A 26114-nucleotide genomic window follows, 5' to 3' on the forward strand; every position below is an offset into this window, starting at 1 on the left:
TCGTAGGGCGCTGCGCTGCCCCTGATGTCCTGGGCGGGACGCCTGAGCGAGCGGAGCCGCCTGTCGGAGTCGAACCGACGACCTACCGCTTACAAGGCGGTTGCTCTGACCAACTGAGCTAAGGCGGCAACGGGGACGAGGTTACCCGGCCCCTGCTGGCGGGGGACGGACCGGACGAGCACGATGGGGCGATGACGCCGCGCCACCCCGGACCCCCCTCGTGACCGCGCCATCACCCGGGCCGCTCGAGGCCGAGCAGAAGCTGCAGCGGGCCCGGGACGAGGTGCTCGCGACCGTGGCCGGGTCGGCCGGGTCGCCGCAGCAGCTGACCCTCAACGCCCCCGGCCCGCTGCGTCCCGTCTCGCCCGAGCTGACCACGAAGCTGATCGCCCGCGGCGGGGCCGACCCGGTGAAGCCGCGGGTCACCGCGGCCAGTGCCGTGGCGGTGCTCGACGCGATCCTGCTGGTGATCGCCCTCGTCACCGGTCACTGGGTTCTCGCGATCGTCGCCGGCGTGCTCCTCGTGCTCCTCGGGGGCGCCGCGCTGGCCGCCCGCCGGGCGACGCCGGGGCCGCGGCTTAACCCGGCCGAGCTGCGGGCCATCCGGGTCGCGAGCCGCTGGCGTTCGGAGCAGGCCTGGAGCGGGCCGCTGGTGCACACCCGCGAGCGCGGGCTCGTGGTCGCGGCGATCCGGGCGGTCGAACGGATCATCGCCAGCCCGGGCTGGCGCTCGGGCCGCCTCGACGAGCACCGGGTGCGCATCGACGTCGCGATCGAGCTCGACCAGGTCGATGCGCAGTGCTTCCGCGTCGCCTCGGCCCGCTACGAGGGAGAGACCGGCGGCCTGCCGATCGAGCGCCCGGCCGACCCGGTCGTCGAGCAGGCCTGGGACGCGGTGGTCACCCGGGTCGCGGCGCTGCACTGCTACGCCGACAGCCTCGACGGGCTGGGCGAGGCTCGCGCCCAGGCCGTGGCCAACCCGGTGCGCGACGCCGACCTGCTCGGCGGCTCGTTCCAGGACGAGTTGGCCACCCAGAACCTGGCCGCCCTGACGTTCTTCTACACCGCCACGCTGTTCGACGCCGGCCACGCGGGCACCGACCTCTGAGCGTCCGGACCCGTCGGAGGGAACCCTCCTGCGGCCGGCCCACGAAAGTATCGGCAGACTCACCTACGCCGCCGTAACCGTCGATGGGACAACCGTGAGCAGACTGCACAAGCCGAAGGCCGGGTTCTGGATCCGACTCTGCGTGGTCATCCTCTATCCGCTCGACGGCCTGCTGTTCCGCATCCGGTGGCGCCACCTCGACCGCGTGCCGGCGCCCGGGACCGGCGGGGTGATCATCGCGGTCAACCACATCTCGCAGGTCGACACCGTGCTCATGGCCCGCTTCGTCTGGCAGTCGGGCCGCGTGCCCCGGTTCATGATCAAGGCCGGCGTGTTCGGCTGGCCGATCGTCGGACGCATCATGCACGGTGCCGGGCAGATCCCGGTCTACCGCGGCACGACCGACGCCTCGAAGTCACTGCGTGACGCGGTCACCGCGCTGGAGCAGGGCGAGGCGATCGTCATCTACCCCGAGGGCACCACGACGAAGGACCCGGACAACTGGCCGATGCAGGCCAAGACCGGCATCGCCCGGCTGGTGCTGCTCTCGCCCGACACCCCCGTAGTCCCGGTCGGGCAGTGGGGCGCGCACCGGATGGGGTTCAGCCACAAGCGGCTGGGCCGGCGGCGCATCTCGCTGGCCTCGGTCGGCGAACCGCTCGACCTCAGCCGCTTCCGCGGCAAGGAGCCGACGGCCGAGACACTGCGTGAGATCACCGACGAGATCATGAGCGCCGTGCGCTCCGAGGTCGCCGACCTGCGCGGCGAGCCGGCGCCGGCCGAGTTCTTCGTCCCGGCCCGCAAGTACGTCGACAAGAAGTAGCGTCAGGCCTTCTGCCGGATTCGCAGCCGGGCCCGGCTGTCCTGCGAGAGCGGCTCTAGGGAGCCGGCCTTACCCAGCCCGAACGGCGGCATGTTGGCGTAGACGGCTTCGTACTCGTCGGCCCGGACGAGGTAGGTCTCGTGCCAGATGCCGGTGCGGTTGTCCTGGCCCACGCGCTTCCAGTAATTGCGCCAGGCCACCGAGTGCGGGTCGTCCTGGTCGCGGGCGAACGCCTCGAGGTGATCGAACGAGCGCCAGTACTGGACGATCGTCGGGAAGCCCATCTCGAAGCCGAGCAGGCCCTTCTCGGGGTGCTTCGTCAGGTGGTCGAGCATGTGCTTCATGCCGCGGCGCCCGCCGAGGTCGCCGAAGGAGCGGATCGGGTGGCGCAGTTGCAGCCGGGCGCCGATGAGGAACACGACGAAGTCACCGTCGATACGCGCGCGCTGCCGTCCTGCAATTGCCTGCCCCATGCGCGCATCCTCTACCTGCGCCGCCCCTCCCGTCGACCCCGAATTCCGGCCTCAGCACGGGGTCGGCCGGAGGGAAGCGCGATCAGGAGGAGTGACGGCGGCGGCGCGCGATCTCGGCCAGCGTGACGGCGGCGGCCACCGACGCGTTGAGCGACTCGGCCGCGGGCGACATCGGGATCGACAGCGTCAGGTCGCAGGTCTCGCCGACGAGGCGGGAGAGCCCGCGTCCCTCGGAGCCGACGACCACGACCAGCGGCTCGGTCGACATCTCGAGGTCGTCGAGGGTCGTCGTGCCGTCGGCGTCGAGGCCGACGACGAACAGCCCGGCGTCGCGACACTCCTTCAGGGCGCGGACGAGGTTGGTCACCTGGGCGACCGGCAGCCGGGCCGCGGTGCCGGCCGAGGTGCGCCACGCGGTGGCGGTGATGCCGGCCGAGCGCCGCTCGGGGATCACCACGCCGTGCGCGCCGAACGCGACGGCCGAGCGGATGATCGCGCCGAGGTTGCGCGGGTCGGTGACGCCGTCGAGCGCGACCAGCAGCGGCGCGACGCCCGAGTCGGCGGCATCAGCGAGCAGGGTGGGCAGCTCGCTGTACTGGAACGGCGGCACCTGCAGCGCGATGCCCTGGTGCAGGATGCCGCCGGTGCGGCGGTCGAGCTCGTTGCGGCTGATCTCGAGCAGCGCGATGCCGCGGTTGCCGGCCAGCCGCACCGACTCGGTGATGCGCTCGTCCGGCTCGAGACCGACGGCCAGGTACAGCGCGGTGGCCGGGATCTTGGCCCGCAGTGCCTCGGCGACCGGATTGCGCCCGACGAGCAGCTCGGCCGCGCCGGTCTCGCGCGGCTTGCGGTTGCCGGTGTCGCGACGCCCCGCGGCCGCCGCCCGGCGCGCGGCCGGGTGCCCCTTGCGGTCCTCGGCCGGCGGGGTCGGGCCCTTGCCCTTGAGCGCGCGCTTCACCTGCCCGCCGGAGCCGACCTGCGGCCCCTTCTTCGACTTGCGGATCGCGCCCTGACGTTGCGAGTTGCCGGCCATCAACGGCCCTTCTGGGTAGCGAGGGTCCAGCGCGGACCGTCGGGGGTGTCCTCGACGAGGACGCCGGCGTCGGCGAGCTGGTCGCGGATCGCGTCGGAGGCGGCCCAGTCCTTGCGGGCCCGGGCGGCGGTGCGCTGCTCGAGGGCGACCCGGACGAGCGCGTCGACGGTGTCGGTGAGCCCGGCGGAATCGCCCTCGGACGTCTCCCACTGCCGCGGGTCGAGGCCGAGCACCGAGGTCATCGTCAGCACGCTGCCGAGCGCGCCGCGAACGGCGACGAGGTTGCCGTCGGCCAGCGCGGTGTTGCCCTCGCGCACGACGGTGTGGATCGCGGCCAGGGCCAGCGGCACGCCGAGGTCGTTGTCCATCGCGGCGGTGAAGTCGGCGCACACCGGCCCCTCGACCGTCTCGCCGACCGCCTCGATCGCGCGCTCGACGAAGTTCTCGATGCGCCGGTAGGCCGAGGCGGCGTCGTCCATCGCGGTGTCGCTGAACTCCATCGCCGAGCGGTAGTGCGCCGCGCCGAGGTAGTACCGCACCTCGACCGGACGCCAGTGCTTGACGATCTCGCGCACGAGCAGCGTGTTGCCGAGCGACTTGCTCATCTTCTCGCCGGCCATCGTCACGAGCCCGTTGTGCATCCAGTAGCTCGCGAAGCCGTCGCCGGCCGCGCGCGACTGGGCCAGCTCGTTCTCGTGGTGCGGGAAGACGAGGTCGAGCCCGCCGCCGTGGATGTCGAACGCCGGGCCGAGGTACTTCGTCGCCATCGCCGAGCACTCGAGGTGCCAGCCGGGCCGGCCGCGTCCCCACGGGGTCGGCCACGACGCACTGGCCGGCTCGTCCTCCTTGGCTTTCTTCCACAGCGCGAAGTCGCGCGGGTCGCGCTTGCGGTCGTCGCCGACCGAGTCGCCGGCCGCCTGCATCTCGTCGACCCGTTGCCCGGAGAGCTGACCGTAGGCCGGGTAGGAGCGCACGTCGAAGTAGACGTCACCGTCGGCGACGTAGGCGTGTCCCGAGTCGATCAGGCGCTGCATCAGCTCGACCATCTCGGTGACGTGGCCGGTGGCCCGCGGCTCGTAGGACGGCGGCCGGCAGCCCAGCGAGTCCTCGGCCGCGATGATCTCGCGCTCGTTGCGGAACGACAGCGCCCACCATGGTTGACGGGCCGCGGCCGCCTTGTTCAGGATCTTGTCGTCGATGTCGGTGACGTTGCGGACGAAGGTGACCTCGGAGCCGTTGTGCTCGAGCCAGCGCCGCAGGATGTCCATGTTGATCCAGTTGCGGACGTGCCCGATGTGCGGCGGCCCCTGGGTGGTGAGACCGCACAGGTAGATCGACGCCTTGCCGGGTTCGAGGGGCTCGAAAGCCCGCAACGACCGGGTCGCGGTGTCGTGGAGGTGCAGCGTCACCCGCCCATCGTACGGACGGCGGGGGGCCCGGCCGACCCGATCAGGGCGCGGCGGCCTCGTCCCAGTGCCACGACAGCATCTCGGTGGCCCAGGCCCGCTCCTGGTCGGGTGCGCTGCGGGCCGCCTCCTCGAGATGGTTGCGCGCATCGGCGTAGCGGCGGTCCTGGTAGTCCAGGGCGCCGAGGTAGTACCGGGCCCGGCCCTTGACTTCGGCCGGGCCGTCGAGGTGCAGCGTGGCCTCGAGCGCGGTCCGCGCGGCGGCCAGGTCACCCTGCTGGTAGGCCTCGATGCCGTTGACGAGCTGCTCGGCCGCCGGGCTGCTGTGATCGGCCGTCGCGTGCACGCCGACCTCGCCCAGCATCGTCCGGGCTATCTCCATCTCGGCCGTGCCGCCGCTGAGGTTCGGCAGCGCCTTCTCGAACCACAGCCGCGCGTTCGCGTCCTCGCCGAGCTGGTGGGTGGCCTCGCCGACGAGCACCTCGGCCCGGGCGATGACGTCCGGGCCGTTGCAGGTCGAGGACGCGATGGAGGTGAAGAACCGCCGGGCGAGATCCCAGTCGCCGGCGTGCTTGGCCGCAACGCCCGCCTCCCACCAGTCGTCGGTCTGCTCGGCGGTCAGGGGCACGACGTCGGGGTCGGCGACCGGGTCGTTCGGAGTGGCGTTGTCGAGCGAGCGGCGCAGATCGGCGGCACCCGGCTCGGACGAGCGGCTGAGCAGGTCGTAGGCCAGGTCGTGATCGCCGCGGTTGACCGCGATGAGCGCGAGCCGGTACTGCGCGTGGCTGGTCTGGGCATCGGTCGCGGCCAAGGACTGCGTCAGCGAGTGGTAGAGCTCGTACGCCCGATCGGTATCACCGCCGTCCCACGCCTGGTCGGCCTCGGTCCGGTACTCCGTGCACGCCGTCGCGTCCTCCGGGATCGCGTGCGGATCGGGGATCGCCATGGCGGCACGCTACGACCCGACCCGGGTGATCGCCTGCCCGTGCGGTCCGCCCCTTCGGGCACACCTTCGCACTACCGTGACCGGCGTGGACGAATCCAAGCTGCACCCCGAATCGCTCGTCGTCGCTGGCGGCCGGCCGCACGCGCCCGGCGCCCCTCTGAACGCGCCGATCGTGCTCGCGGCCCCCTTCCGGCACGACGGCGAGCAGAACCGCTACTCCCGCCACGACGTCACCGACACGCTCGCCGCGTTCGAGGACATCCTGGGCGAGCTCGAGGGCGGCCGGGCGTTCGGGTTCTCCAGCGGGATCGCGGCCATCGCGGCGGTCGTCGAGGGGCGCCCGACCGGTGCCGTGGCCGTGGTGCCGGCCGACGCGTACTCCGGCACGGTGTCGATCTTCCGGGCCCAGCAGGACCTCGGCCGGCTCGAGCTGCGCCCGGTCGATCCGGGCGACACGGCGGCCGTGATCACCGCGCTCGACGGCGCCGACCTGCTCTGGCTCGAGACGGTGACGAACCCGCTGATGACGGTGCCCGATCTCGTGACGCTCGCGGCCGCGGCCCACGCCGCCGGGGCGCTCGTCGGCGTCGACGCGACGTTCTCCACGCCGCTCGTGGTGCGCCCGCTCGACCTCGGCGCCGACATCGTCATGCACTCGGTGACGAAGTACCTGTCCGGGCACTCGGACGTGCTGATGGGCGCGCTGGTGGTGCGCGATCCGGAACTCGCCGAGCAGGTGCACGCCCGGCGCACGATGACCGGCGCGCTGCCGGGGGCACTCGAGACCTACCTCGCCACTCGCGGGCTGCGCACCCTCGCGCTGCGGATGGAGCGGGCCCAGGCGAACGCCGCCGACCTCGCGGTGCGGCTGTCCGCGCATCCCCGGGTGACCCGGGTGCGCTTCCCCGGCCTGCCCGGCGACCCCGGCCACGCCGTCGCCGCCCGCGACTTCGCCGGCTTCGGCGCCATGATCGCCTTCGAGATCGACGGGACGGCCGACGACGCCGAGCGGCTCTGCGAGTCGTTGCGGCTGATCAATCACGGCACCAGCCTCGGCGGGGTCGAGTCGCTCATCGAGCGTCGCGCCCGGCACGCGATCGACGCCTCGTTCGGCACGCCGGCCAACCTCCTGCGGCTGTCGGTCGGCATCGAGCACGTCGAGGACCTCTGGGCCGATCTGGCGAAGGCGCTCGGCTGACGCCTCGCCGCGTTTCGTCAGACCCGGCAGCTCGCCGGCGTCAGGGGCGGGTGAGCAGCGCGGTGGCGGTCGCGGCCCGGCCCTCGCCGCGGCCGGTGAGGCCGAGACCGTCGGACGTCGTGCCGGCCACCGAGACGGGCGCGCCGACGACCGCCGACAGCGCGGCCTGGGCCTCGGCCCGCCGGCGGCCGATCCTGGGGTCGTTGGCGATCACCTGCACCGCGGCGTTCGCGACCGTCCAGCCCTCGGCCCGGACGAGGCGGACGACCTCGCCCAGCAACGTCGCGCCCGACGCCCCGGCCCAGCGCGGATCGGCGGTACCGAAGATCGCGCCGACATCCCCGAGCCCGGCCGCGCTCAGCAGGGCATCGCAGAGGGCGTGCGCGGCGACGTCGCCGTCGGAGTGACCGGCACAGCCGTCGACCCCGGGCCAGAGCAGCCCGGCGACCCAGCAGTCGCGACCGGCTTCGACCGGGTGGATGTCGACGCCGATGCCGGTGCGCAGCTCAGCCACCGGCCACCGCCTCGGCGACGGTGAGATCCCACGGGCGGGTGATCTTGAACGACTCGTCGGCGCCGGGCACCGCCACCACGCGTCCGCCGATCGCCTCGATCAGGCCGGCGTCGTCGGTGACGGCCCGGTCGCGGCCGGCCTCGTGCGCGGCCCGCAGCGCGGCGGCCCGGAAGCCCTGCGGTGTCTGGACCGCGACGAGCGTGCTGCGGTCGACCACCTCGACGAACTCCCCCTCGGCGTCGATACGCCGGATCGTGTCGTGCAGCGGCAGCACCGGCACCGCGCCGTCGGCCCCCGCGACGACCGCGGCGATCACCGCGTCGATCACCGAGTCGGGCACGAAGGGTCGCGCGACGTCGTGCACCAGCACGACGTCGGCGTCGGCACCGAGCGCCGCGAGTCCGGCGGCCACCGACTCCTGCCGGGTTGCACCGCCGGTGACGACCACGACTCCGGTGAGGCGCACCGCGTCGTCCAGGTGGCTCGCGGGAGCGACGACCACGACCGTCGACACCAGGGCGTGCGCGGTGAACCGGCCGGTCGCGTGCTCCAGCAGGGTGCGGCCCGCGACCGTGCAGAACGCCTTCGGCAGGTCGGCGCCGAGCCGCTGCCCGGACCCGGCGGCGACAAGAATGGCGGCGACGGTCGCAGGACCGTTCGCCGCCATCGTTGCGGAACTGGGTATGGAGTCGGACCTAGGCGACGACGGCCTCGCCGAGCACCTCGTCGAGCACGACCTCGGCCTTGTCCTCGTTGGTGCCCTCGGCGAGCGCGAGCTCGCTGATGAGGATCTGCCGGGCCTTGGCCAGCATGCGCTTCTCACCGGCGGACAGGCCGCGGTCGCGATCGCGCCGCCAGAGGTCACGCACAACCTCGGCCACCTTGTTGACATCGCCCGACGCGAGCTTCTCGCCGTTCGCCTTGTAGCGGCGCGACCAGTTGGTCGGCTCCTCGGTGTGCGGCGCGCGGAGCACCTCGAACACCTTGTCCAGACCGTCCTGACCCACGACGTCGCGGACGCCCACGATCTCGGCGTTCTCAGCCGGAACGAGCACCGTCAGGTCACCCTGGGCCACCTTCAGCCGCAGGTACGTCTTCTTGACTCCCTTGAGAAGTCGCTCTTCGATCGCCTCGATCAGAGCGGCTCCGTGATGCGGATAAACAACGGTCTCGCCGACCTTGAAAGTCATGTGGTGAAGCCCCTTTCGCTACACCCAGGGTAACACGCAGCACATGATCGGGCTGGTCGGCGATTCTCGTTGCCAATTGCTGCAACGCCCGCTAAGTGGGCCCTCCGAGTACCTCTTGGCCCTTGACAGATCACATCTGACCGACTCCGGGCGCGAGGCCGAACAGCGGCTCGCTAGGCTGTGGACTCGTTGTCGTCAGCGAGGAGTCGACGTGAATTCAGAGCCGGTCACCGAGGGACCTCGTCCCCGTGGCGGAATCGCCGGCACCGGCCTGACCCGTCGGGTCGCCGCGCGCCTGGGCGTCGCTGTGGTCGCCACCGCTCTCACCGCGGGCTGCGCCGCCGGTCAGCAGGCCCAGACGGCGAACGAGAAGCCCAGCCTCGACGGCACCAACGCCACCGTCGGCTCGATCGGCCTGCGCGGGCTCGCCATCCAGCCCCCGACCGGCCCGGCCTACGACACCGGCGCGGCCGCCCCGCTCACCGTCGTCCTGGTCAATTCCGGCTCGAAGGCCGACAAGCTGACCTCGATCACGTCCTCGGCGTTCGGCAGCTGGGGCAGCTACTCGGGCAACGCCGCCAAGGCGGCCCGGACCGGCGGCGCGGCGGCGTCGCCCGGCAGCCAGAGCATCCCGCTCAGCCCCGGCGGCCGGGTGCCCTACGGCGTCCCGGACGCGACGAACGTGCTGCTCCTGCTGAAGTCGACCGGCAAGCTGTACCCGGGCACGTCGGTGCCGATCACCTTCACCTTCGCCTCGGCCGGCACCGTCACCGTCACCGTCCCGGTGACGCTGTCCGCGAGTGGCGGCGGCACGCTCACCGTCCCGGCTCCGTCCGGCGCCGGCGCCGAGGGCTGAGCAGCACTCCTCATCGGTACCCGGCGGTTTCTGTCGGCACCCGGCGATACCGTCACGCCGTGATCCCGCCGACGCCGCTCCGACCCGCCTCGCGCCGGCGGGGCTGACATGGCCAAGACCTCGTCCTCCTTCCGCTGCTCGGCCTGCGGTGCTGTCAGCGGCAAGTGGTACGGCCGCTGCCCCAAGTGCGGCGAGTTCTCCACCATCGCCGAGGATGCCCCGGCTCCCCGCACCGCGGGGCTGCGGGCGAGCGCGCAGGGCAGCGCCCCGGCCCGCCCGGCCCGGCCCGTCTCCGAGGTCGCGATCGGCGGTCCGGTCGCGCGGCTGCAGACCGGCATCGGCGAGTTCGACCGCGTCATCGGCGGCGGTCTCGTCGCCGGCCAGGTGTGCCTGTGCAGCGGGCCGCCCGGCTCGGGCAAGAGCACGCTGCTGCTGGCCGTCGCCGACTCGGTGGCGCGGCGCGAGCAGCGCACCGTGCTCTACGTGTCGGGCGAGGAATCGGTCGAACAGATCGCGGTGCGGGCCGTGCGGCTCGGCGCCGACAGTCCTCATCTGCTGCTGGCCGACGACACCGATCTCGGCGGCGTCATCGGCCACATCGACGCGCACGGTGCCTCGGTCGCGCTCGTCGTCATCGACTCGGTGCAGACCATCGCCTCGGGCGATGTCGAGGGTCGCCCCGGCGGGGTCACCCAGGTGATGGAGGTCGCCCAGGTGCTGACCCGGGTGGCCAAGTCGCGCGGGCTGCCGATGATCCTCGTCGGCCAGGTCACCAAGGACTCCACCGTCGCCGGGCCGCGGGCGCTCGAGCACATCGTCGACACCACGCTCAGCCTCGACGGCGACAAGCACACCTCCCTGCGCCTGCTCCGCGCGGTCAAGAACCGCTTCGGCTCGCTCGAGGTCGCCGCGTTCGAGCAGACCGACGCCGGGCTGCGCGAGGTGCTCGACCCGAGCAGCCTGTTCCGCGAGCATCGGGACAGCGCGGTGCCGGGCACCTGCGCCACCGTCACCGTCGAGGGCCACCGGGCGCTCACCGCCGAGGTGCAGTCGCTCGTCGCGTCCAGCACCAATCCCAACCCGCGGCGCGGCGTCTCCGGGCTCGACTCGGCCCGCACCGCGATGCTCATCGCGGTCAGCGAGCGCGCGGCGAACCTGCGCCTGTTCGACAAGGACGTCTTCCTCGCCACCGCGGCCGGCATGCGCATCTCCGACCCCGGCACCGACCTCGCGGTGTGCCTGGCCGTCGTCTCGGCCGCCCGCAACCAGGTCGTGCCGCTCGACATGGCCGCGCTGGGTGAGGTCACGCTGTCGGCCGACGTCCGGCCGGTGCCGATGATGTCCGAGCGTGTCGCCGAGGCGCTGCGCATCGGGTACCGGCGCCTGATCGTGCCGGTCGGCACGCGATCGCGCCTCGGCAGCCGGGTCGAGGCCGCACGTCTCATCGAGGTGCCGTCGCTCCGCGAGGCGATCATCGCGCTCGAGGCGCCACCTGAGCCGACGAGCCGGTCGAAACGTCATCAGGTCATGCTGCGGCCGGTGCCCAATGAGCCCGGGTGAGAGGCTCGGCACGGATGATCGGCTGAAATCGCACGGTTCGTTGGCCCGGGCTGCCTAGACTGAGCGCCGGGGAAGCCGCCACCGCGGCACGAAGATCGACAGAGCTTGGGGGCCTGACGTGGCGACGACCGACCGCGAGGACGCGCTGCGCAGCGTGCTCGCCACCGTCGCACCCGGCACGCCGCTGCGCGACGGTCTCGAACGCATCCTGCGCGGCAACACCGGCGCGCTGATCGTCATCGGCTGGGATCGCGTCGTCGAGGGCCTGTGCACCGGCGGGTTCCCGCTCGACGTCGAGTTCTCCTCCACCCGGCTGCGCGAACTCTGCAAGATGGACGGCGCGGTCGTGCTCACCGGCGACGGCCTGCGCATCGTCTGGTCGTCGGCCCACCTCATGCCCGACCCCGCGATCCCGACCGAGGAATCCGGCACCCGGCACCGCACCGCGCAGCGCGTCGCCCTGCAGACCGGCTTCCCGGTCATCTCGGTGTCGCAGTCGATGCGCATCATCAGCCTCTACGTCGGTGACCGCCGCTACGTGCTGGAGAGCAGCGGCGAGCTGCTGTCGCGCGCCAACCAGGCCATCGCCACGCTCGAGCGCTACAAGCAGCGCCTCGACGAGGTGTCGCACGCGCTGTCCGCTCTCGAGATCGAGGATCTCGTCACCGTCCGCGATGCCGCCATCGTGTCGCAGCGGCTCGAGATGGTGCGCCGCATCGCCGACGAGGTCACCGGCCAGGTCGTCGAGCTCGGCACCGACGGCCGCCTGCTCGCCCTGCAGCTCGACGAGCTGATGGCCGGCGTCGACGCCGACCGCGAGCTCATCGCCCGCGACTACGTGCCGACCGGCCGGCGGGCCCGCACCTCGGAGCAGGTGCTGCGCGACCTCGCCGACCTCTCCGCCGTCGACCTGCTGGACCTCACCCAGGTCGCGCGGGCGATGGGCATGCCGTTCACCCCCGAGGCGCAGGACAGCGCGATCAGCCCGCGCGGCTACCGGCTGCTGGCCCGGGTGCCGCGCATCCCGGCGACGATCCTCGACCGCGTCGTCGAGCACTTCGGCGGGCTGCAGAAGTTGCTGGCCGCCTCGGTCGAGGACCTCCAGGTCGTCGACGGCGTGGGCGAGACGCGGGCCCGAGCGGTGCGGGAGGGCATCTCGCGGCTGGCCGAGGTGTCGATCATCGACCGCTTCAACTAGAGCGGGCGCGTCCTAGGAGATCGCGAACTGCGCGGCCTTGCCGGTCCGGCCGGACAGGCTCGCGTAGAGCGTGTACGTGCCCGCGCCGACGCGCTGCCGGGTGCCGGCGCACTTCGGCTGCGAGGTCAGGCCCGACCACGTGATGCTGACCCGCACCGGCTGGCCGGGCGCGAGGGTGCGCTCGTTCGTCCCTGGCTGCACCTCGCAGTCATGACTGCCCCACACCCGCGACTCGCCGTTGTAGACCTTGAGCTCGACCTGCTGGTCGGCGAGGTCCTGCACGCACGGCCGGGCGCCGGTGTTCGTCACCTGCAGCTCGACGACCGGACGGTCACCCACCTGGTAGTTCGACTTCGCCACGACGGCCTGCACCTCGAGTCCCGCCGCCGCGCAGAGCGCCGGCGGGACGGACGACGACGCGACCTTGGAGCTCGACACCGAGGCCGAGTGCGACGACGACCCCGACGAGGCGTTCGCCGCGGTCGAGGTCGGGGACGGGCTCGGGCTCGCCGCGCGAGAGGTGCTGCCCGCCGCGGTGCCGGCACCGCTGGGGGTGCCGTCCCCCGAGGTGAGCGCGCGGAGGGTCAGCACGAGCAACGCGACGATCAGCACGGCCGAGCCGATCAGCACGAGACGGCGTCGCCAGTACACGGACGGCGGCCGGGAGCCCACGGGATGAAACATGTCGCCATCACGCTAGCGTCTGCCGCTGACCGACCGCCGACGGCGCGCGCAATCGCGCGTCCGACCCGCGTGCGAGGATGCGGCGGATGTCTGCCGTTCCCGTCCCGGACCCGGCTGCGGAATTCGCCCGCCGCCTGCTGGCCTGGTACGAGGCGAACGCCCGGGAGCTCCCGTGGCGCGCCCCCGACGCCGGCGCCTGGGCCGTGCTCGTCAGCGAGATCATGCTGCAGCAGACGCCGGTCGCCCGGGTGCTGCCGGCCTACGCCGCCTGGCTCGAGCGCTGGCCGACCCCGGCCGCGCTCGCCGCCGCGTCGCCGGGTGACGCGGTGCGCATGTGGGGCAAGCTCGGCTATCCCCGCCGCGCCCTGCGGCTGCATGCGGCCGCGACGGCCATCACCGAACGCTTCGCCGGCCGCGTCCCCGACTCGCTGGACGACCTCCTCGGGCTGCCCGGCGTCGGCGCCTACACCGCTCGCGCCGTCGCCTCGTTCGCGCACGGCCAGCGGCACCCGATCGTCGACACCAACGTGCGGCGGGTGATCGCCCGCGCAGTGCTCGGCCAGGGCGAGGCCGGCCCGCCCTCGACGACGCGCGACCACGCGCGGGTCGAGGCCCTGCTGCCGCCCGAACCCGCTCGGGCCGCGCGCTTCGGCGTCGCGGTCATGGAGCTCGGCGCGCTCGTCTGCACCGCCCGCTCGCCCCGCTGCGGCGACTGCCCGCTGGCCGCTCGGTGCGCCTGGATCGCCGCCGGTTCGCCGCCCTACGACGGGCCGACCGTGCGCCCGCAACGCTTCGCCGGCACCGACCGGCAGGTGCGCGGTCGGCTGCTCGACGTGCTGCGCGCCGCCGACCGACCGGTGACCGCCGCCGCGCTCGATCTCGCCTGGCCCGAACCCGTCCAGCGGGCCCGCGCCCTCGACGCTCTGGTGGCCGACGGGCTCGTCGATCCGCTGCCCGACGGTCGTTTCTCCCTTCCCAGTGACATCTCGCGTTTGTGAAACACCCATCCGGCGACGTGTCACGGCGCCGCGGCGGCGGTTCCTCCAGCCGGTGACCAGACCGGCGGACGTGGGGTGTCGCTCGCATCTCCGCGGCCGGCCGACCAATCACAACGGTCCGGCGCCGGCGGTGCGCTCGGCGCCTGGGCCTTGGTCGCCTTCCCGACGGGGGCGCCGACGGGCCAGGGGACGCTGTACTACGCGAAGGGCGCCAACGCGACCACCGGCGCCACCCAGCAGGTCGGCAGCGCCGGTCGGATCAGCATCGAGAACGTTTCCGGGCCGGCCTTCACGATCATCGACGTGAACGGCTACTACGAGCCGCAGATCCACGCGGTGCTCATCAACTCCGGGGGCATCCTCAGCAGTTCACCGGAGGAGCTGTCCTCGGCCCGCACGGCAACCGGGAGCTACACGGTCGCGATCAACCACGACCTGACCGGCTGCACCGCGGTCACCGGCATGGACGGCGGCGCGTTCATCTCCTCGGCCGTGATCTCGGGCAACAACGTCTTCGCGAGCACGTTCAACCTGTCCGGCACCAGGGTGGACCTGCACCGGACCCTCACCGTGGTCTGCCGACCTGACGAACGGCAGCGGCCCCGGACGGAGAAACCGTCCGGGGCCGCTTCGTCGTTGCGACGTCAGTCGGCGGAGATGTTCGCCGGCGGGACGTCGGGCACGAGCGCGGACGGCTTCGGCTCACCGCGGAAGGTGAACTTCTCCGGGCCGTCCTTCTTGAGCGGGTCCTCCGGGGCGGTGTCGATGACGACGATCTCGCCCGCCGTCAGCTCGCCGAAGAGGATCTTCTCCGAGAGCGGGTCCTCGATCTCGCGCTGGATGGTGCGGCGCAGCGGCCGCGCGCCCAGCACGGGGTCGTAACCCTTCTTCGCCAGCAGCGCCTTGGCCGCCGACGTGAGCTCGATGCCCATGTCCTTGTTGCGCATCTGCGTGTCCAGGCGGGCCGTCATCAGGTCGACGATCTTGACGATCTCGGCCTCGGTCAGCTGGTGGAACACGATGATGTCGTCGATGCGGTTGAGGAACTCGGGCCGGAAGTGCTGCTTCAGCTCGTCGTTGACCTTGTTCTTCATCCGCTCGTAGTTGCTCTCGGTGTCGTTCGCCGCTGCGAACCCGAGGCCGACCGCCTTGGACACGTCGCGCGTACCGAGGTTGGTGGTCAGGATCAGCACCGTGTTCTTGAAGTCCACGATGCGGCCCTGGCCGTCGGTCAGGCGACCGTCCTCGAGCACCTGCAGGAGCGTGTTGAAGACGTCCGGGTGGGCCTTCTCGACCTCGTCGAACAGCACGACGCTGAACGGCTTGCGGCGAACCTTCTCGGTGAGCTGACCACCCTCGTCGTAGCCGACGTAGCCGGGAGGCGCACCGACGAGCCGCGACACGGTGTACCGGTCGTGGAACTCGGACATGTCGATCTGGATGAGCGCGTCGGCGTCGCCGAAGAGGAACTCGGCGAGCGTCTTGGACAGCTCGGTCTTACCGACGCCGGACGGGCCGGCGAAGATGAACGAGCCACCGGGACGCTTCGGGTCCTTCAGGCCGGCGCGGGTACGCCGGATGGCCTGCGAGACCGCCTTGATCGCCTGCTCCTGGCCGATGACGCGCTTGTGCAGCTCGTCCTCCATGCGCAGCAGCCGCGCGGTCTCCTCCTCGGTGAGCTTGAAGACCGGGATGCCCGTCCAGGTGGCGAGGACCTCGGCGATCTGCTCGTCGTCGACCTCGGCCACGACGTCGAGGTCGCCGGCCTTCCACTCGGCCTCGCGCTTGCCCTTCTCGGCCAGCAGCGTCTTCTCCTTGTCGCGGAGGGACGCGGCCTTCTCGAAGTCCTGCGCGTCGATCGAGGATTCCTTCTCGCGCCGGACGTCGGCGATGCGCTCGTCGAACTCACGCAGGTCCGGCGGGGCGGTCATGCGGCGGATGCGCATGCGCGCGCCGGCCTCGTCGATGAGGTCGATCGCCTTGTCGGGCAGGAAGCGGTCGCTGATGTAGCGGTCGGCCAGACCGGCCGCGGCCACCAGCGCGGCGTCGGTGATCGACACCCGGTGGTGCGCCTCGTAGCGGTCGCGCAGACCCTTGAGGATCTCGATGGTGTGCGCGACGGTCGGCTCGCCCACCTGCACCGGCTGGAAGCGGCGCTCGAGCGCTGCGTCCTTCTCCAGGTACTTGCGGTACTCGTCGAGCGTCGTCGCCCCGATGGTCTGCAGCTCGCCACGGGCCAGCATCGGCTTGAGGATCGACGCGGCGTCGATCGCGCCCTCGGCGGCACCGGCACCCACCAGGGTGTGGATCTCGTCGATGAACATGATGATGTCGCCGCGGGTGCGGATCTCCTTGAGCACCTTCTTCAGGCGCTCCTCGAAATCACCGCGGTAGCGCGAACCGGCGACCAGCGAGCCGAGGTCGAGAGTGTAGAGCTGCTTGTCCTTCAGCGTCTCCGGGACCTCGCCCTTGACGATCGCCTGGGCCAGGCCCTCGACGACCGCGGTCTTGCCCACGCCGGGCTCGCCGATGAGCACCGGGTTGTTCTTGGTCCGGCGGCTGAGCACCTGCATGAGGCGCTCGATCTCCTTCTCGCGCCCGATGACGGGGTCGAGCTTGCCCTCCCTGGCCGACTGGGTCAGGTTGCGCCCGAACTGGTCGAGCACGAGGGAGGTCGACGGCGTGGCCTCCGACGCGGTGCCGGCGGGCTCGCCCTTGCTCTGGTAGCCGTTGAGGAGCTGGATGACCTGCTGGCGGACCTTGTTGAGGTCGGCCCCCAGCTTCACCAGCACCTGGGCGGCGACGCCCTCGCCCTCGCGGATCAGCCCGAGCAGGATGTGCTCGGTGCCGATGTAGTTGTGCCCGAGCTGCAGCGCCTCGCGCAGGGACAGCTCGAGAACCTTCTTCGCGCGCGGCGTGAACGGGATGTGCCCGCTCGGGGCCTGCTGGCCCTGGCCGATGATCTCCTCGACCTGCTGGCGGACGGCATCGAGGGAGATGCCGAGCGACTCGAGGGCCTTGGCGGCGACGCCTTCACCCTCGTGGATCAGCCCGAGCAGGATGTGCTCGGTGCCGATGTAGTTGTGGTTGAGCATCCGGGCCTCTTCTTGGGCCAGGACGACAACGCGACGCGCGCGGTCAGTGAACCGTTCGAACATCAGGCAGCTCCTTCCGCGCCTTCTTCGTGCTGCGATCGACATGGTGCGGTCGACTACTGGTAATGACTTTAGCCCGGGGCGCCGACCGATAGGTCTCGGCCGGGGAACGCCCGGGACAGCAACGGGGCCGCCGCACGCGAGTACGAGCGGCGCCTATGTGGTCCAACGGCGACCGGTCCGCAATGATGCCCGGAACCGACTTCGCTGACAGCGAACTATTCACGCCACCTTTACTGTCGGCCAGATTCGTTCGACCTTGATCGGGCTAGGCGGGCAGCGTGCCCGGATGGGCGAGGTCACCGCCCAGGTGGGCGATCCGGTTGTCGCCGTCGACCAGGACCACCTTGGGCACGTAGGCCGAGGCCATGGCGTCGGGCATCGTGGCGTAGCTGATGACGATGACGAGGTCCCCCGGAGCCACCAGGTGCGCCGCCGCGCCGTTGATGCCCAGCACGCCGGTGCCGCGCTCGCCCTCGATCACATAGGTCTCCAGGCGGGCCCCGTTGGTCACGTCCACGACGGCGACCTGCTCGCCGGGGAGCAGGTCCGCGGCGTCCATCAGGTCGGCGTCGATCGTGATCGAACCGACGTAGTGCAGGTCGGCCTTGGTCACGGTCGCGCGATGGATCTTGCTCTTGAACATCGTGCGGTACATGCCGGTCATGGCCGGAGACGCTAGATAGGGTCCGGACGTACCGGCATCCCGCGGTGAGGAGAAACACGCATGCCCGACATCGAGCTCGGTGGGTCCGCCGGTGGGTCGACGAGGCTGCGGGGCTACCTCGCGCGCCCCGACGGCGGCGGCCCGTGGCCCGGTGTCGTGGCGATCCACGAGCTGTTCGGGCTCAACGACCTCGTCCGCCGCCAGGCCGACCGGCTCGCCGCCGCCGGCTACCTGACGCTGGCCCCCGACCTGTTCAGCGACGGGCGGACGCCGCGCTGCATCGTCAACACCTTCCGCGCGCTGGCCGCGGGGCAGGGCAAGGCGCTGGTCGACATCGACTCGGCCCGGCAGTTCGTCCTCGACCGGCCCGACTGCACCGGGAAGGTCGGCATCATCGGGTTCTGCATGGGCGGCGGCTTCGCCCTCGTCGCCGCCAACCGCGGCTTCGACGCGGCCGCGCCGAACTACGGCATGCCGCCGAAGGACCTCGAGAAGGCGCTGACCGGCGCCTGCCCGATCGTTGCGAGTTACGGCGGGAAGGACGTCGCGCTGCGCGGGACGGCGAAGAAGCTCGAGGGTGCGCTCACCGGACTCGGCATCCCGCACGACGTCAAGGAGTACCCGACCGCCGGGCACTCGTTCCTCAACGACGAGTTCTTCGGGCCGGGCCTCACCCACGCGGTGCAGCGCATCGCGCACCTGGGCCCCGACCCGGTCGCGGCGCCCGATGCCTGGAAACGTATCGAGGCCTTCTTCGGCGAACATCTCGGCGGCTGACCCGGCGTGGAAATGCCGCCGGCCCGGCTCGCCGATGCGAGCCGGGCCGGAATGCTGGCGTGGATCAGGCCTGCGAGTTGTACGCCTCGAGAATGTGGGCCGGAATGCGACCCTTCTCGCCGATCTTGTGACCGTTGTTGCGGGCCCATTCGCGAATTGCGTGGGTCTGCTCGCGGTCGCCGCGGGCCGGACGGCCCCGGCGGGCGCCGCTGCCCGTGACGGGACGGGCGCCGCTGCGGGTGGCGCGCCGCGCGTGCGCAACGTATTCGGCCATCGAATCGCGCAGCTTGGCCGCGTTCTTCGCGGAGAGATCGATTTCGTAGTTCGACCCGTCCAACGAGAAACTGACGGTCTCCTCGGCAGTTCCCTGATCGAGATCGTCGATCAGCTGGACGATGTGCTTCTGAGCCATCTTCGTACCATTTCCTGTGCGCGGGATTAGATGCCGAACAGCATAGCGCGATTAGCAGAAAAAGACGGTGATGACCCGGCTGCAAATGCACCGGCACGATGCGTTATGTTGCGCCGACCCGCGCGCTTTCGGGGTCGCCGAACCCAACTAGTGCGGCTTGATGAGCGGGAACAGGATCGTCTCGCGAATTCCTCGCCCGGTCAGGATCATGATCAACCGGTCGACGCCGAGACCCATTCCGCCGGTGGGCGGCATGCCGTATTCGAGGGCGCGCAGGAAGTCCTCGTCCAATTCCATGGCCTCGGGATCGCCCTTGGCCGCGGCCCGCGACTGCTCGATCAGACGGCGGCGCTGCTCGACCGGATCGACCAGCTCCGAATACGCCGGCGCGATCTCGACGCCGCCGATGATGAGGTCCCAGGCCTCGGACAGCCGCGGGTCGTCGCGGTGCGGCCGGGCCAGCGGCCGGACAGCCACCGGATAATCCCGGACGAACGTCGGCTGGACGAGAGAGTGTTCGACCAACTTCTCGTAAAGCTCCAGGACGATCTCACCCGCGCCCCATTCGGGCTGCAGGGCGACCGAGCGGCGATCGGCGTGCCGGCGCAATTCGTCGACCCCGGTGTCGGGCGTGACCTCCTCGCCGACGGCGTCGGACACTGCGCCGTGCAGGGTGATGGTGCGCCAGTCGCCCCTGAGGTCGATGGGCGTTCCGTCGGCGGTCACCGGCTCGCGGACCCCGACCGCGTCCGCGGCGTCCAGGATGAGTGCTCGGGTCAACTCGGCCATCGTGTCGTAGTCGCCGTAGGCCTGATACGCCTCGAGCAGCGTGTACTCCGGCGAGTGGCTCGAATCGACGCCCTCGTTGCGGAACACCGGCCCGATCTCGTAGACCTTCTCGATGCCGCCGACGATGCACTTCTTCAGGTACAACTCGGTCGCGATTCGCAACGACATGTCGAGATCGAAAGCATTCAAGTGGGTATGGAATGGCCGCGCGGCCGCACCACCGTGCACCACTTGCAGAACCGGCGTCTCGACCTCGAGATACCCGCGGTCGTGAAATGTCGATCTCAGCGAACGCAAGACTGCGGCGCGCGCATGCACCATCGTCCGGGCCTCGGGCCGGACGATCAGATCGACATATCTCTGACGTACGCGGGTCTCGTCCGACAATGGCTTGTGTGCAACCGGTAGTGGGCGCAGGGCTTTCGCGGTGATCCGGAACTCCGAGGCCAGCACCGACAATTCCCCGCGCTTGGACGAGATGATCTCGCCCCGCACGAATACGAGATCGCCGAGGTCGACATCGGCCTTCCAGGCGACGAGTTCGTCCGGTCCGACCCGGTCGAGGGAGAGCATGACCTGCAGTTCGGCGGCGCCCTCGCGCAGCATCGCGAAGCAGAGCTTGCCGGTGTTGCGCACGAAGATGACGCGACCGGTGACGCCCTCGACCACCCCGGTCTCGGTGCCCGCCGGAAGGTCGGGGTGGGCGGCCCGCACCTCGGCCAGGGAGGCCGTGCGCCCGACCCCGACCGGGAAGGGCGCGCGGGCCGGGTCGGCGGCGAGACGGTCGTACTTCTCGCGACGCACCCGCATCTGCTCGGGCAGGTCCTCGGCCGGATCGTCGGGCGTCTCGCTCACACCAGCACACTATCGGCGGGGCTCGGACGCTTTCCGAGCGCGGGGACGGCCCTGACGAATGTCACAGCGACCCCGCCCGTCATCGTCACTGCCGCGCGCCGCCGGCTTCCGGCAGGCTCGGCGCCATGACCACGAACATCGCGGATCGGGCGACGGCGGGCATTTCGCTCGCCGGCCTGACCAAGTCCTTCCCCTCGCCCCAGGGTCGCGTGCACGCCGTGCGCGGCATCGACATCGACATCGCACCGGGCGAGACGGTGGCCCTGCTCGGCCCCAACGGCGCCGGCAAGTCGACCACCATCGACATGCTGCTCGGCCTGCTGCCTCCCGATTCGGGATCGGTGTCCGTGTTCGGGATGAGGCCGAGCGAGGCCGTCCGGGCCGGTGCCGTCGGCGGCATGCTCCAGGTGGGCGGCGTCGTGCAGTACCTGACGGTGCGCGAGCTGATCACCATGGTCGCGAGCCTGTACCCGAACCCGCTCTCGGTGGACGAGGCCATCGACCTGACCGGCATCGGCGACATCGCCGGGCGCAAGACCACCAAGCTGTCGGGCGGCCAGACCCAGCGGCTGCGCTTCGCCGTCGCGCTGGTCAGCAATCCCGATCTGCTCGTGCTGGACGAGCCGACCGTCGCCCTCGACGTGCAGGCCCGGCGCGACTTCTGGGCGACCATGCGCACCTTCGTCGGCCGCGGCAAGACCGTCGTCTTCGCGACGCACTACCTCGAGGAGGCGGACGCCTACGCCGACCGGATCATCCTGATGGCCAACGGGTCGGTCGTGGCCGACGGGCCGGCCACCGAGATCAAGGCCACCGTCGGCAGCCGCACGATCCGGACCACGCTGCCCGATGCAGACCTCGCCGCCCTCGCCGCCCTCCCCGGCGTCACCAACTCCGACGCGCACGGCGACGGGGTGACACTGGTCTGCTCGGACTCCGACGTCGCCCTGCGGGCCCTGCTGCCGGCCTACCCCCAGGCCCGCGACATCGAGGTCCGCGGCGCCGGGCTGGAAGAGGCGTTCATGCAACTGACCGGAAACACCATCGTCGAGGAGTCGGACCGATGAGCACGGCGACCTACCAGAAGTTCGAACTGCTGCGCGCGGTGCGCAACCGCCAGGCCCTGGTCTTCACGGTGTTCTTCCCGATCGTCATGTTCTTCCTGCTCGCCGGTCCGAACAAGGACAACCACAACTTCGGCGGCGACTCGAAGCACCACACCGGCCTGTTCGCGCCCCAGTACTACATGGTCGGGCTGCTGGCTTTCGGCACGATGATCGCCGTGCTGTCCACGGGGGCCCGCATCGCGGCTGAGCGCACGATCGGGTGGAACCGGCAGCTCCGCCTGACGCCGCTGTCGGCCCGCGGGTACCTGCGGTCGAAGGTCGTCACCGGCTACCTGCTGGCCCTGATCAGCGTCGTCCTGCTCTTCTCGGCCGGCATCTCTCTCGGCGTACGGCTGCCGCTCGGCACCTGGCTGCACATGACCGCTCTCGTCCTCATCGCCCTGATCCCGTTCGCCGCCCTCGGCATCGCCATGGGCCACGTGCTCAACGACGACGCCGCCGGCGCCGCGCTGGGTGTGGGCGGATCGCTGTTCGCGTTCCTCGGCGGCACCTGGTTCCCGATCACGGGCGGTGGGCTGTTCGTCGACTTCTGCCAGCTGCTGCCGTCGTACTGGCTGGTGCAGGCCGGACACGTCGGGCTGGGCCAGAGTGGTGACCCGTGGGGCGTGAAGGGCTGGCTCGTCCTCGCGGTGTGGTCGGCCGTCGCGGCCGCCCTGGCGATGTGGGCCTATCAGCGCGACACCCGTCGCGCGTAGAGCTCCGCGAATTTAGGCTGATCCGGTCATGACCTCACCAACCCTCGCCGCCGTCGAGCCCCGGCTCGAGGAGGTCGCGCGCATGTGGGGCGCCGGGTGGCGCCGCTACTTCTTCCCGGCGTTCTGGCTGGTGTATCTCGGCCAGACGGTCGACGGGGTCAGCAAGGCGTCCCACGGGTGGGCGGCCTTCGCCGGCTACGCGATCGTGGTGCTGTTCGCCGCGACGTATCTCGCCGCGCTGCCGATGGGCTGGTCGGGCCAGTACCGGCTGTTCTGGACCCTCTACGGATTCGCCTTCGCCCTGACCGGCGTCGAGCTCGTGTTCGCCCGCGCCGACGCGCTGGTCTTCTGCGTCTACCTCGCGGTGCTGACCGTCGCGACGCAGGTGCGATGGGCGCTGGTCGGGGTCGTGGCCCTGACCCTGATCACCGCCCTGGTGCCCTGGTCGGTGCCGGCGCTGGGCGGCAAGGTGCAGTGGGGCGCGGCGCTGAGCGTGCTGCTCGTGTCGCTGGCGATGTTCGGCTTCTTCAAGATCGTGCAGTCGAACATCGCGCTGGCCGCCGCGCGGGCCGAGGTGGCGCGGCTCGCCGCCGAGAACGAGCGCTCGCGCATCGCCCGCGACCTGCACGACCTGCTCGGCCACTCGCTCACCACGATCACGGTCAAGGCCGGGCTCGCCCGGCGGCTGGCCGAGCACGGCGAGACGGAGCGGGCGTTCACCGAGATCGCGGAGGTCGAGCAGCTGTCGCGCCGCACGCTGGGCGACGTGCGGGCCGCGGTGTCGGCGCACCGCGAGGTGACGCTGACCGGCGAGCTCGCGACCGCCCGGGAGGTGCTGCGGGCGGCCGGCATAATCGCCGAGCTGCCGGGGTCGGTGGCCGAGACCGATCCGACGCTGTCGGAGCTGTTCGGCTGGGTGGTGCGCGAGGGCGTGACGAACGTGGTGCGCCACTCGCGGGCCGAGCACGTGCGCATCACCCTGGGCCGCTCGTTCGTGGAGATCGCCGACGACGGTCGGGGCGGCGGGGCGGGCAGCTGCGGCAACGGCCTGCTCGGCCTGCGTGAGCGCACCGACGCCGCCGGCGGCACGCTCGTCGCCACCAGCGGCTTGAAGGGCTTCCGGCTGCGGGTCGAGGTGCCCGGGGTGGAGGCCGACATCACCGCGCCGGCCACCCCGGTGGCGCCGTGATCCGGCTGCTGCTCGCCGACGACCAGACGCTCGTGCGCACCGCCCTCGCGGCGCTGCTCGACCTCGAGGACGACTTCGAGGTCGTGGCCCAGTGCGGCCGCGGTGACGAGGTCGTGGCCGCGGCCCGCGAGGCGAGGCCCGACGTCGCGCTGCTCGACATCGAGATGCCGGGCATGGACGGCCTGGCCGCCGCCGCCGCGATCACCCACGAGGTGCCGGGGGTGCGGATGATCATCCTGACCGCCTTCGGGCGACCGGGCTACCTGCGCCGGGCGATGGAGGCCGGGGCCTCGGGGTTCGTCGTGAAGGACGCGCCGGCCGAGCAGCTGGCCGACGCCGTGCGCCGCGTGCACCGGGGCGAGCGGGTCGTCGATCCGGCCCTGGCCGCGGCCACGCTCGCCGGTGGGGCCTCACCGCTGACCGGGCGCGAGCGCGACGTGCTCGTGGCCGCCCGCGACGGCGCGACCGTGGCCGACATCAGCCGCAAGCTGTTCCTGTCCGAGGGCACGGTGCGCAACTACCTCTCGGCGGCCATCGCCAAGACCGGGGTGCGCAACCGGGTCGAGGCCGTGCGGGTGGCCGACCACCGCGGCTGGCTCTAGCCGACCTGGCGCGCCACCTCGGCCGCGACCAGCTCGAGGTGCTCGAGGTCGCCGAGGTCGAGCACCTGCAGGTAGAGCCGGGTGGTGCCGGTCGTCTCGACGAAGCGGCCGATGCGGTCGACCACCTCGGCCGGGGTGCCGGCCAGGCCGTTCTCGCGCAGCTCGTCGACCTCGCGGCCGATCGCGGCCGCCCGGCGGGCGATCTCGCCCTCGTCCCGGCCGACGCAGAGCACCTGGGCCACCGAGTAGACGACGTCGCGGCCGGTCGGGTCGACGGCGGCCCGCACGCGTCCGAAGATCTCGTTCGTCTCCTCGACCGAGCGGAAGGCGACGTTGAACTCGTCGGCGAAGCGTGCGGTGAGCGCGGCCGAGCGGCTCTTGCCCAGTCCGCCCAGGATGATCGGCGGGCGCGGCGACTGCACCGGCTTGGGCAGGGCGGGCGAGTCGACCACCGTGTGGTGCTCACCGGTGAAGCTGTAGGTCGCGCCCTCGGGCGTGCGCAGCAGGCCGTCGATGACCTCGACCTGCTCCACGAAGCGGTCGAAGCGCTCGCCGGTCTCGGGGAACGGGATGCCGTAGGCCGCGTGCTCGCGCGCGTTCCAGCCGGCCCCCAGCCCGAGCTCGACCCGTCCGCCGCTCATCCGGTCGACCTGTGCGGCCGAGATCGCGAGCGGTCCGGGCAGCCGGAAGGTCGTCGGCGTCACCAGCGTGCCGAGGCGGATGCGCGAGGTCTCGCGAGCGAGCGCGGCGAGGGTCAGCCACGCGTCCGACGGGCCGGCTCCGGGGTCGCCGCCGCCGATGCGGAGGTAGTGGTCGGAGCGGAAGAAGGCGTCGAAGCCGAGCACCTCGGTGGCGGTCGCGACGCGCAGCAGGTCCTCGTAGGTGGCGCCCTGCTGGGGTTCGGTGAAGATGCGCAGATCCATGATCCGACCCTAGCGACGCGCGCGCCCGCAGCCGTGGTCCCGCCCCCCTCGCGGTTGAGTGGCGACATCCGCCCTTGACTGGCGCGTACCTGGTCGCCACTCAACCGCGGACTCGCCACACAACCGAAGTGGGGCGGGCGACCGAAAGGGGCGGGCAGGCCGGCGGGTCAGGTGTTGCGTTCGTAGATCAGGCGCAGGCCGATGAGCGTGAGCTCGGGTTCGTAGCGCGTGACCGTCTCGCTGTGGTCGATGACGAGCGACGCGAGGCCGCCGGTGGCGACGACGTGGACGGATTGCGGGTCGTCGGGCACGAGCGCCGCGGACAGCCGCCGCACCATGCCGTCGACCTGCCCGGCGAAGCCGTAGAGGATGCCCGACTGCAGCGATTCGACGGTGTTCTTGCCGATCGGGCTGCGGGGCACGACGAGCTCGACCTTGCGCAGCTGCGCGGCCCGCGCGGCGAGGGCGTCGAGCGAGATCTCGATGCCCGGGGCGAGGGCGCCGCCGAGGAAGTCGCCGCGCGCGCTGACGACGTCGAAGTTCGTCGAGGTGCCGAAGTCGACGACGATGCACGGGCCGTCGATCAGGTGGTGCGCCGCCGCGGTGTTGCAGATGCGATCGGTGCCGACCTCCTTCGGGTTGTCGGTCAGGATGCTCACGCCGGTGCGGATGCCCGGCTCGACCAGCACCGTCGGCACGTCGGAGTAGTAGCGCAACAGCATGGTGCGGAGCTCGCGCAGCACCGCCGGGACGGTCGAGCAGGCCGCGATGCCGGTGACGACGTGGTCGGCCAGCAGGCCGCGGAAGGTCAGCGCCAGCTCGTCGGCGGTGGTGCGGGCGTCGGACTTGATGCGCCACGACTGCACCAGCGTCTCGCCGTCGAACACGCCCATGACGGTGTTCGTGTTGCCGGTGTCGATCGCGAGCAGCATGAGC

General features: G+C 71.6%; 27 protein-coding genes and 1 tRNA gene. 12 read left to right on the forward strand and 16 right to left on the reverse strand.

Annotation, left to right across the window (positions count from 1 at the left end; all coding sequences use genetic code 11):
* Positions 1–54: 54 nt before the first annotated feature.
* A tRNA-Thr gene (locus VGN18_RS14085) sits at positions 55–128 on the reverse strand.
* Between the two features lie 92 nt (positions 129–220).
* Between VGN18_RS14085 and VGN18_RS14090 the strand changes: the two genes are divergently transcribed.
* Both VGN18_RS14090 and VGN18_RS14095 read left to right on the forward strand, forming a co-directional pair.
* Entirely contained in the window at positions 221–1108 is an 888-nt protein-coding gene (locus VGN18_RS14090) for a hypothetical protein (RefSeq protein WP_327540334.1), read from the forward strand.
* Between the two features lie 94 nt (positions 1109–1202).
* On the forward strand, positions 1203–1931 hold the full coding sequence (locus VGN18_RS14095; protein WP_327540335.1) for a lysophospholipid acyltransferase family protein: 729 nt from the start codon (positions 1203–1205) through the stop codon (positions 1929–1931).
* A 2-nt stretch (positions 1932–1933) separates the two neighbouring features.
* Here VGN18_RS14095 and VGN18_RS14100 read toward each other — a convergent pair whose 3' ends face one another.
* From VGN18_RS14100 to VGN18_RS14115, 4 genes are all read right to left on the reverse strand, one after another.
* Positions 1934–2404 carry a DUF4188 domain-containing protein gene (locus VGN18_RS14100; protein ID WP_327540336.1) on the reverse strand — a complete coding sequence of 157 codons (471 nt, stop codon included), beginning with the start codon at positions 2402–2404 and terminating at the stop codon, positions 1934–1936.
* Positions 2405–2486: 82 nt separating this feature from the next.
* Positions 2487–3437, reverse strand: coding sequence for a 23S rRNA (guanosine(2251)-2'-O)-methyltransferase RlmB (gene rlmB / locus VGN18_RS14105; RefSeq protein WP_327540337.1), 951 nt, complete (start codon positions 3435–3437; stop codon positions 2487–2489).
* Positions 3437–4846 carry a cysteine--tRNA ligase gene (cysS, locus tag VGN18_RS14110; RefSeq protein WP_327540338.1) on the reverse strand — a complete coding sequence of 470 codons (1410 nt, stop codon included), beginning with the start codon at positions 4844–4846 and terminating at the stop codon, positions 3437–3439. Before cysS ends, rlmB begins: the two co-directional genes overlap by 1 nt.
* Before the next feature lie 40 nt (positions 4847–4886).
* The gene (locus VGN18_RS14115) at positions 4887–5789 is read right to left on the reverse strand and encodes a tetratricopeptide repeat protein (RefSeq protein WP_327540339.1); all 903 of its coding nucleotides are present in this window, start codon (positions 5787–5789) and stop codon (positions 4887–4889) included.
* An 85-nt stretch (positions 5790–5874) separates the two neighbouring features.
* On the opposite strand from VGN18_RS14115, the gene VGN18_RS14120 reads away from it, so the two are divergent.
* Positions 5875–6987 (forward strand): trans-sulfuration enzyme family protein, encoded by a 1113-nt coding sequence (locus tag VGN18_RS14120; RefSeq protein WP_327540340.1) that lies wholly within the window; start codon positions 5875–5877, stop codon positions 6985–6987.
* A gap of 40 nt (positions 6988–7027) precedes the next feature.
* On the opposite strand, the gene ispF is transcribed toward VGN18_RS14120, so the two are convergent.
* The 3 genes from ispF to VGN18_RS14135 are packed head-to-tail and all read right to left on the reverse strand — an operon-like array spanning position 7028 to position 8691.
* Positions 7028–7492, reverse strand: a complete 465-nt coding sequence (gene ispF / locus VGN18_RS14125; RefSeq protein WP_349259922.1) for a 2-C-methyl-D-erythritol 2,4-cyclodiphosphate synthase — start codon at positions 7490–7492, stop codon at positions 7028–7030.
* 1 nt (position 7493) lies between these two features.
* Positions 7494–8168 carry a 2-C-methyl-D-erythritol 4-phosphate cytidylyltransferase gene (ispD, locus tag VGN18_RS14130; protein WP_327540342.1) on the reverse strand — a complete coding sequence of 225 codons (675 nt, stop codon included), beginning with the start codon at positions 8166–8168 and terminating at the stop codon, positions 7494–7496.
* A 28-nt stretch (positions 8169–8196) separates the two neighbouring features.
* The gene (locus VGN18_RS14135; RefSeq protein ID WP_327540343.1) at positions 8197–8691 is read right to left on the reverse strand and encodes a CarD family transcriptional regulator; all 495 of its coding nucleotides are present in this window, start codon (positions 8689–8691) and stop codon (positions 8197–8199) included.
* 211 nt (positions 8692–8902) lie between these two features.
* Here VGN18_RS14135 and VGN18_RS14140 point away from each other — a divergent pair, with 211 nt between their 5' ends.
* The 3 genes from VGN18_RS14140 (at position 8903) to disA (ending at position 12305) form a co-directional block, all read left to right on the forward strand.
* Positions 8903–9547: a hypothetical protein gene (locus tag VGN18_RS14140; protein WP_327540344.1), complete on the forward strand. Its 645-nt coding sequence runs from the start codon at positions 8903–8905 to the stop codon at positions 9545–9547.
* A gap of 108 nt (positions 9548–9655) precedes the next feature.
* Positions 9656–11107 carry a DNA repair protein RadA gene (gene radA, locus VGN18_RS14145; RefSeq protein ID WP_327540345.1) on the forward strand — a complete coding sequence of 484 codons (1452 nt, stop codon included), beginning with the start codon at positions 9656–9658 and terminating at the stop codon, positions 11105–11107.
* A 118-nt stretch (positions 11108–11225) separates the two neighbouring features.
* Entirely contained in the window at positions 11226–12305 is a 1080-nt protein-coding gene (gene disA / locus VGN18_RS14150; protein ID WP_327540346.1) for a DNA integrity scanning diadenylate cyclase DisA, read from the forward strand.
* Between the two features lie 12 nt (positions 12306–12317).
* Here disA and VGN18_RS14155 read toward each other — a convergent pair whose 3' ends face one another.
* Positions 12318–12989: a hypothetical protein gene (locus VGN18_RS14155; protein ID WP_327540347.1), complete on the reverse strand. Its 672-nt coding sequence runs from the start codon at positions 12987–12989 to the stop codon at positions 12318–12320.
* Positions 12990–13075: 86 nt separating this feature from the next.
* Here VGN18_RS14155 and VGN18_RS14160 point away from each other — a divergent pair, with 86 nt between their 5' ends.
* Complete coding sequence (locus tag VGN18_RS14160) at positions 13076–13987, forward strand: A/G-specific adenine glycosylase (RefSeq protein ID WP_327540348.1); 912 nt, start codon at positions 13076–13078, stop codon at positions 13985–13987.
* Between the two features lie 410 nt (positions 13988–14397).
* On the opposite strand, the gene VGN18_RS14165 is transcribed toward VGN18_RS14160, so the two are convergent.
* From VGN18_RS14165 to panD, 3 genes are all read right to left on the reverse strand, one after another.
* The gene (locus VGN18_RS14165; RefSeq protein WP_327540349.1) at positions 14398–14529 is read right to left on the reverse strand and encodes a hypothetical protein; all 132 of its coding nucleotides are present in this window, start codon (positions 14527–14529) and stop codon (positions 14398–14400) included.
* Positions 14530–14631: 102 nt separating this feature from the next.
* Positions 14632–17145 (reverse strand): ATP-dependent Clp protease ATP-binding subunit, encoded by a 2514-nt coding sequence (locus tag VGN18_RS14170; RefSeq protein ID WP_327540350.1) that lies wholly within the window; start codon positions 17143–17145, stop codon positions 14632–14634.
* Positions 17146–17410: 265 nt separating this feature from the next.
* Complete coding sequence (gene panD / locus VGN18_RS14175) at positions 17411–17800, reverse strand: aspartate 1-decarboxylase (protein ID WP_349259923.1); 390 nt, start codon at positions 17798–17800, stop codon at positions 17411–17413.
* A 69-nt stretch (positions 17801–17869) separates the two neighbouring features.
* On the opposite strand from panD, the gene VGN18_RS14180 reads away from it, so the two are divergent.
* Positions 17870–18586, forward strand: a complete 717-nt coding sequence (locus VGN18_RS14180) for a dienelactone hydrolase family protein (RefSeq protein ID WP_327540352.1) — start codon at positions 17870–17872, stop codon at positions 18584–18586.
* Positions 18587–18650: 64 nt separating this feature from the next.
* Here VGN18_RS14180 and VGN18_RS14185 read toward each other — a convergent pair whose 3' ends face one another.
* Positions 18651–18998: an Lsr2 family protein gene (locus VGN18_RS14185; RefSeq protein ID WP_327540353.1), complete on the reverse strand. Its 348-nt coding sequence runs from the start codon at positions 18996–18998 to the stop codon at positions 18651–18653.
* Positions 18999–19145: 147 nt separating this feature from the next.
* Positions 19146–20597: a lysine--tRNA ligase gene (lysS, locus tag VGN18_RS14190; protein WP_327540492.1), complete on the reverse strand. Its 1452-nt coding sequence runs from the start codon at positions 20595–20597 to the stop codon at positions 19146–19148.
* 170 nt (positions 20598–20767) lie between these two features.
* Here lysS and VGN18_RS14195 point away from each other — a divergent pair, with 170 nt between their 5' ends.
* The 4 genes from VGN18_RS14195 to VGN18_RS14210 are packed head-to-tail and all read left to right on the forward strand — an operon-like array spanning position 20768 to position 24255.
* Positions 20768–21709 (forward strand): ABC transporter ATP-binding protein, encoded by a 942-nt coding sequence (locus VGN18_RS14195; RefSeq protein ID WP_327540354.1) that lies wholly within the window; start codon positions 20768–20770, stop codon positions 21707–21709.
* On the forward strand, positions 21706–22464 hold the full coding sequence (locus tag VGN18_RS14200; RefSeq protein ID WP_327540355.1) for an ABC transporter permease: 759 nt from the start codon (positions 21706–21708) through the stop codon (positions 22462–22464). The genes VGN18_RS14195 and VGN18_RS14200 overlap by 4 nt, the downstream gene beginning before the upstream one ends.
* A 28-nt stretch (positions 22465–22492) precedes the next feature.
* Positions 22493–23653 carry a sensor histidine kinase gene (locus VGN18_RS14205; protein ID WP_327540356.1) on the forward strand — a complete coding sequence of 387 codons (1161 nt, stop codon included), beginning with the start codon at positions 22493–22495 and terminating at the stop codon, positions 23651–23653.
* Positions 23650–24255, forward strand: coding sequence for a response regulator transcription factor (locus VGN18_RS14210; protein WP_327540357.1), 606 nt, complete (start codon positions 23650–23652; stop codon positions 24253–24255). The genes VGN18_RS14205 and VGN18_RS14210 overlap by 4 nt, the downstream gene beginning before the upstream one ends.
* On the opposite strand, the gene VGN18_RS14215 is transcribed toward VGN18_RS14210, so the two are convergent.
* Together VGN18_RS14215 and VGN18_RS14220 are read right to left on the reverse strand one after the other, a co-directional pair.
* Complete coding sequence (locus VGN18_RS14215; RefSeq protein ID WP_327540358.1) at positions 24252–25178, reverse strand: LLM class F420-dependent oxidoreductase; 927 nt, start codon at positions 25176–25178, stop codon at positions 24252–24254. The genes VGN18_RS14210 and VGN18_RS14215 overlap by 4 nt on opposite strands.
* 167 nt (positions 25179–25345) lie before the next feature.
* Entirely contained in the window at positions 25346–26110 is a 765-nt protein-coding gene (locus VGN18_RS14220) for a type III pantothenate kinase (RefSeq protein WP_327540359.1), read from the reverse strand.
* Positions 26111–26114 lie beyond the last annotated feature (4 nt).

Source organism: Jatrophihabitans sp., assembly GCF_036000465.1.
Lineage (GTDB): Bacteria > Actinomycetota > Actinomycetes > Mycobacteriales > Jatrophihabitantaceae > Jatrophihabitans.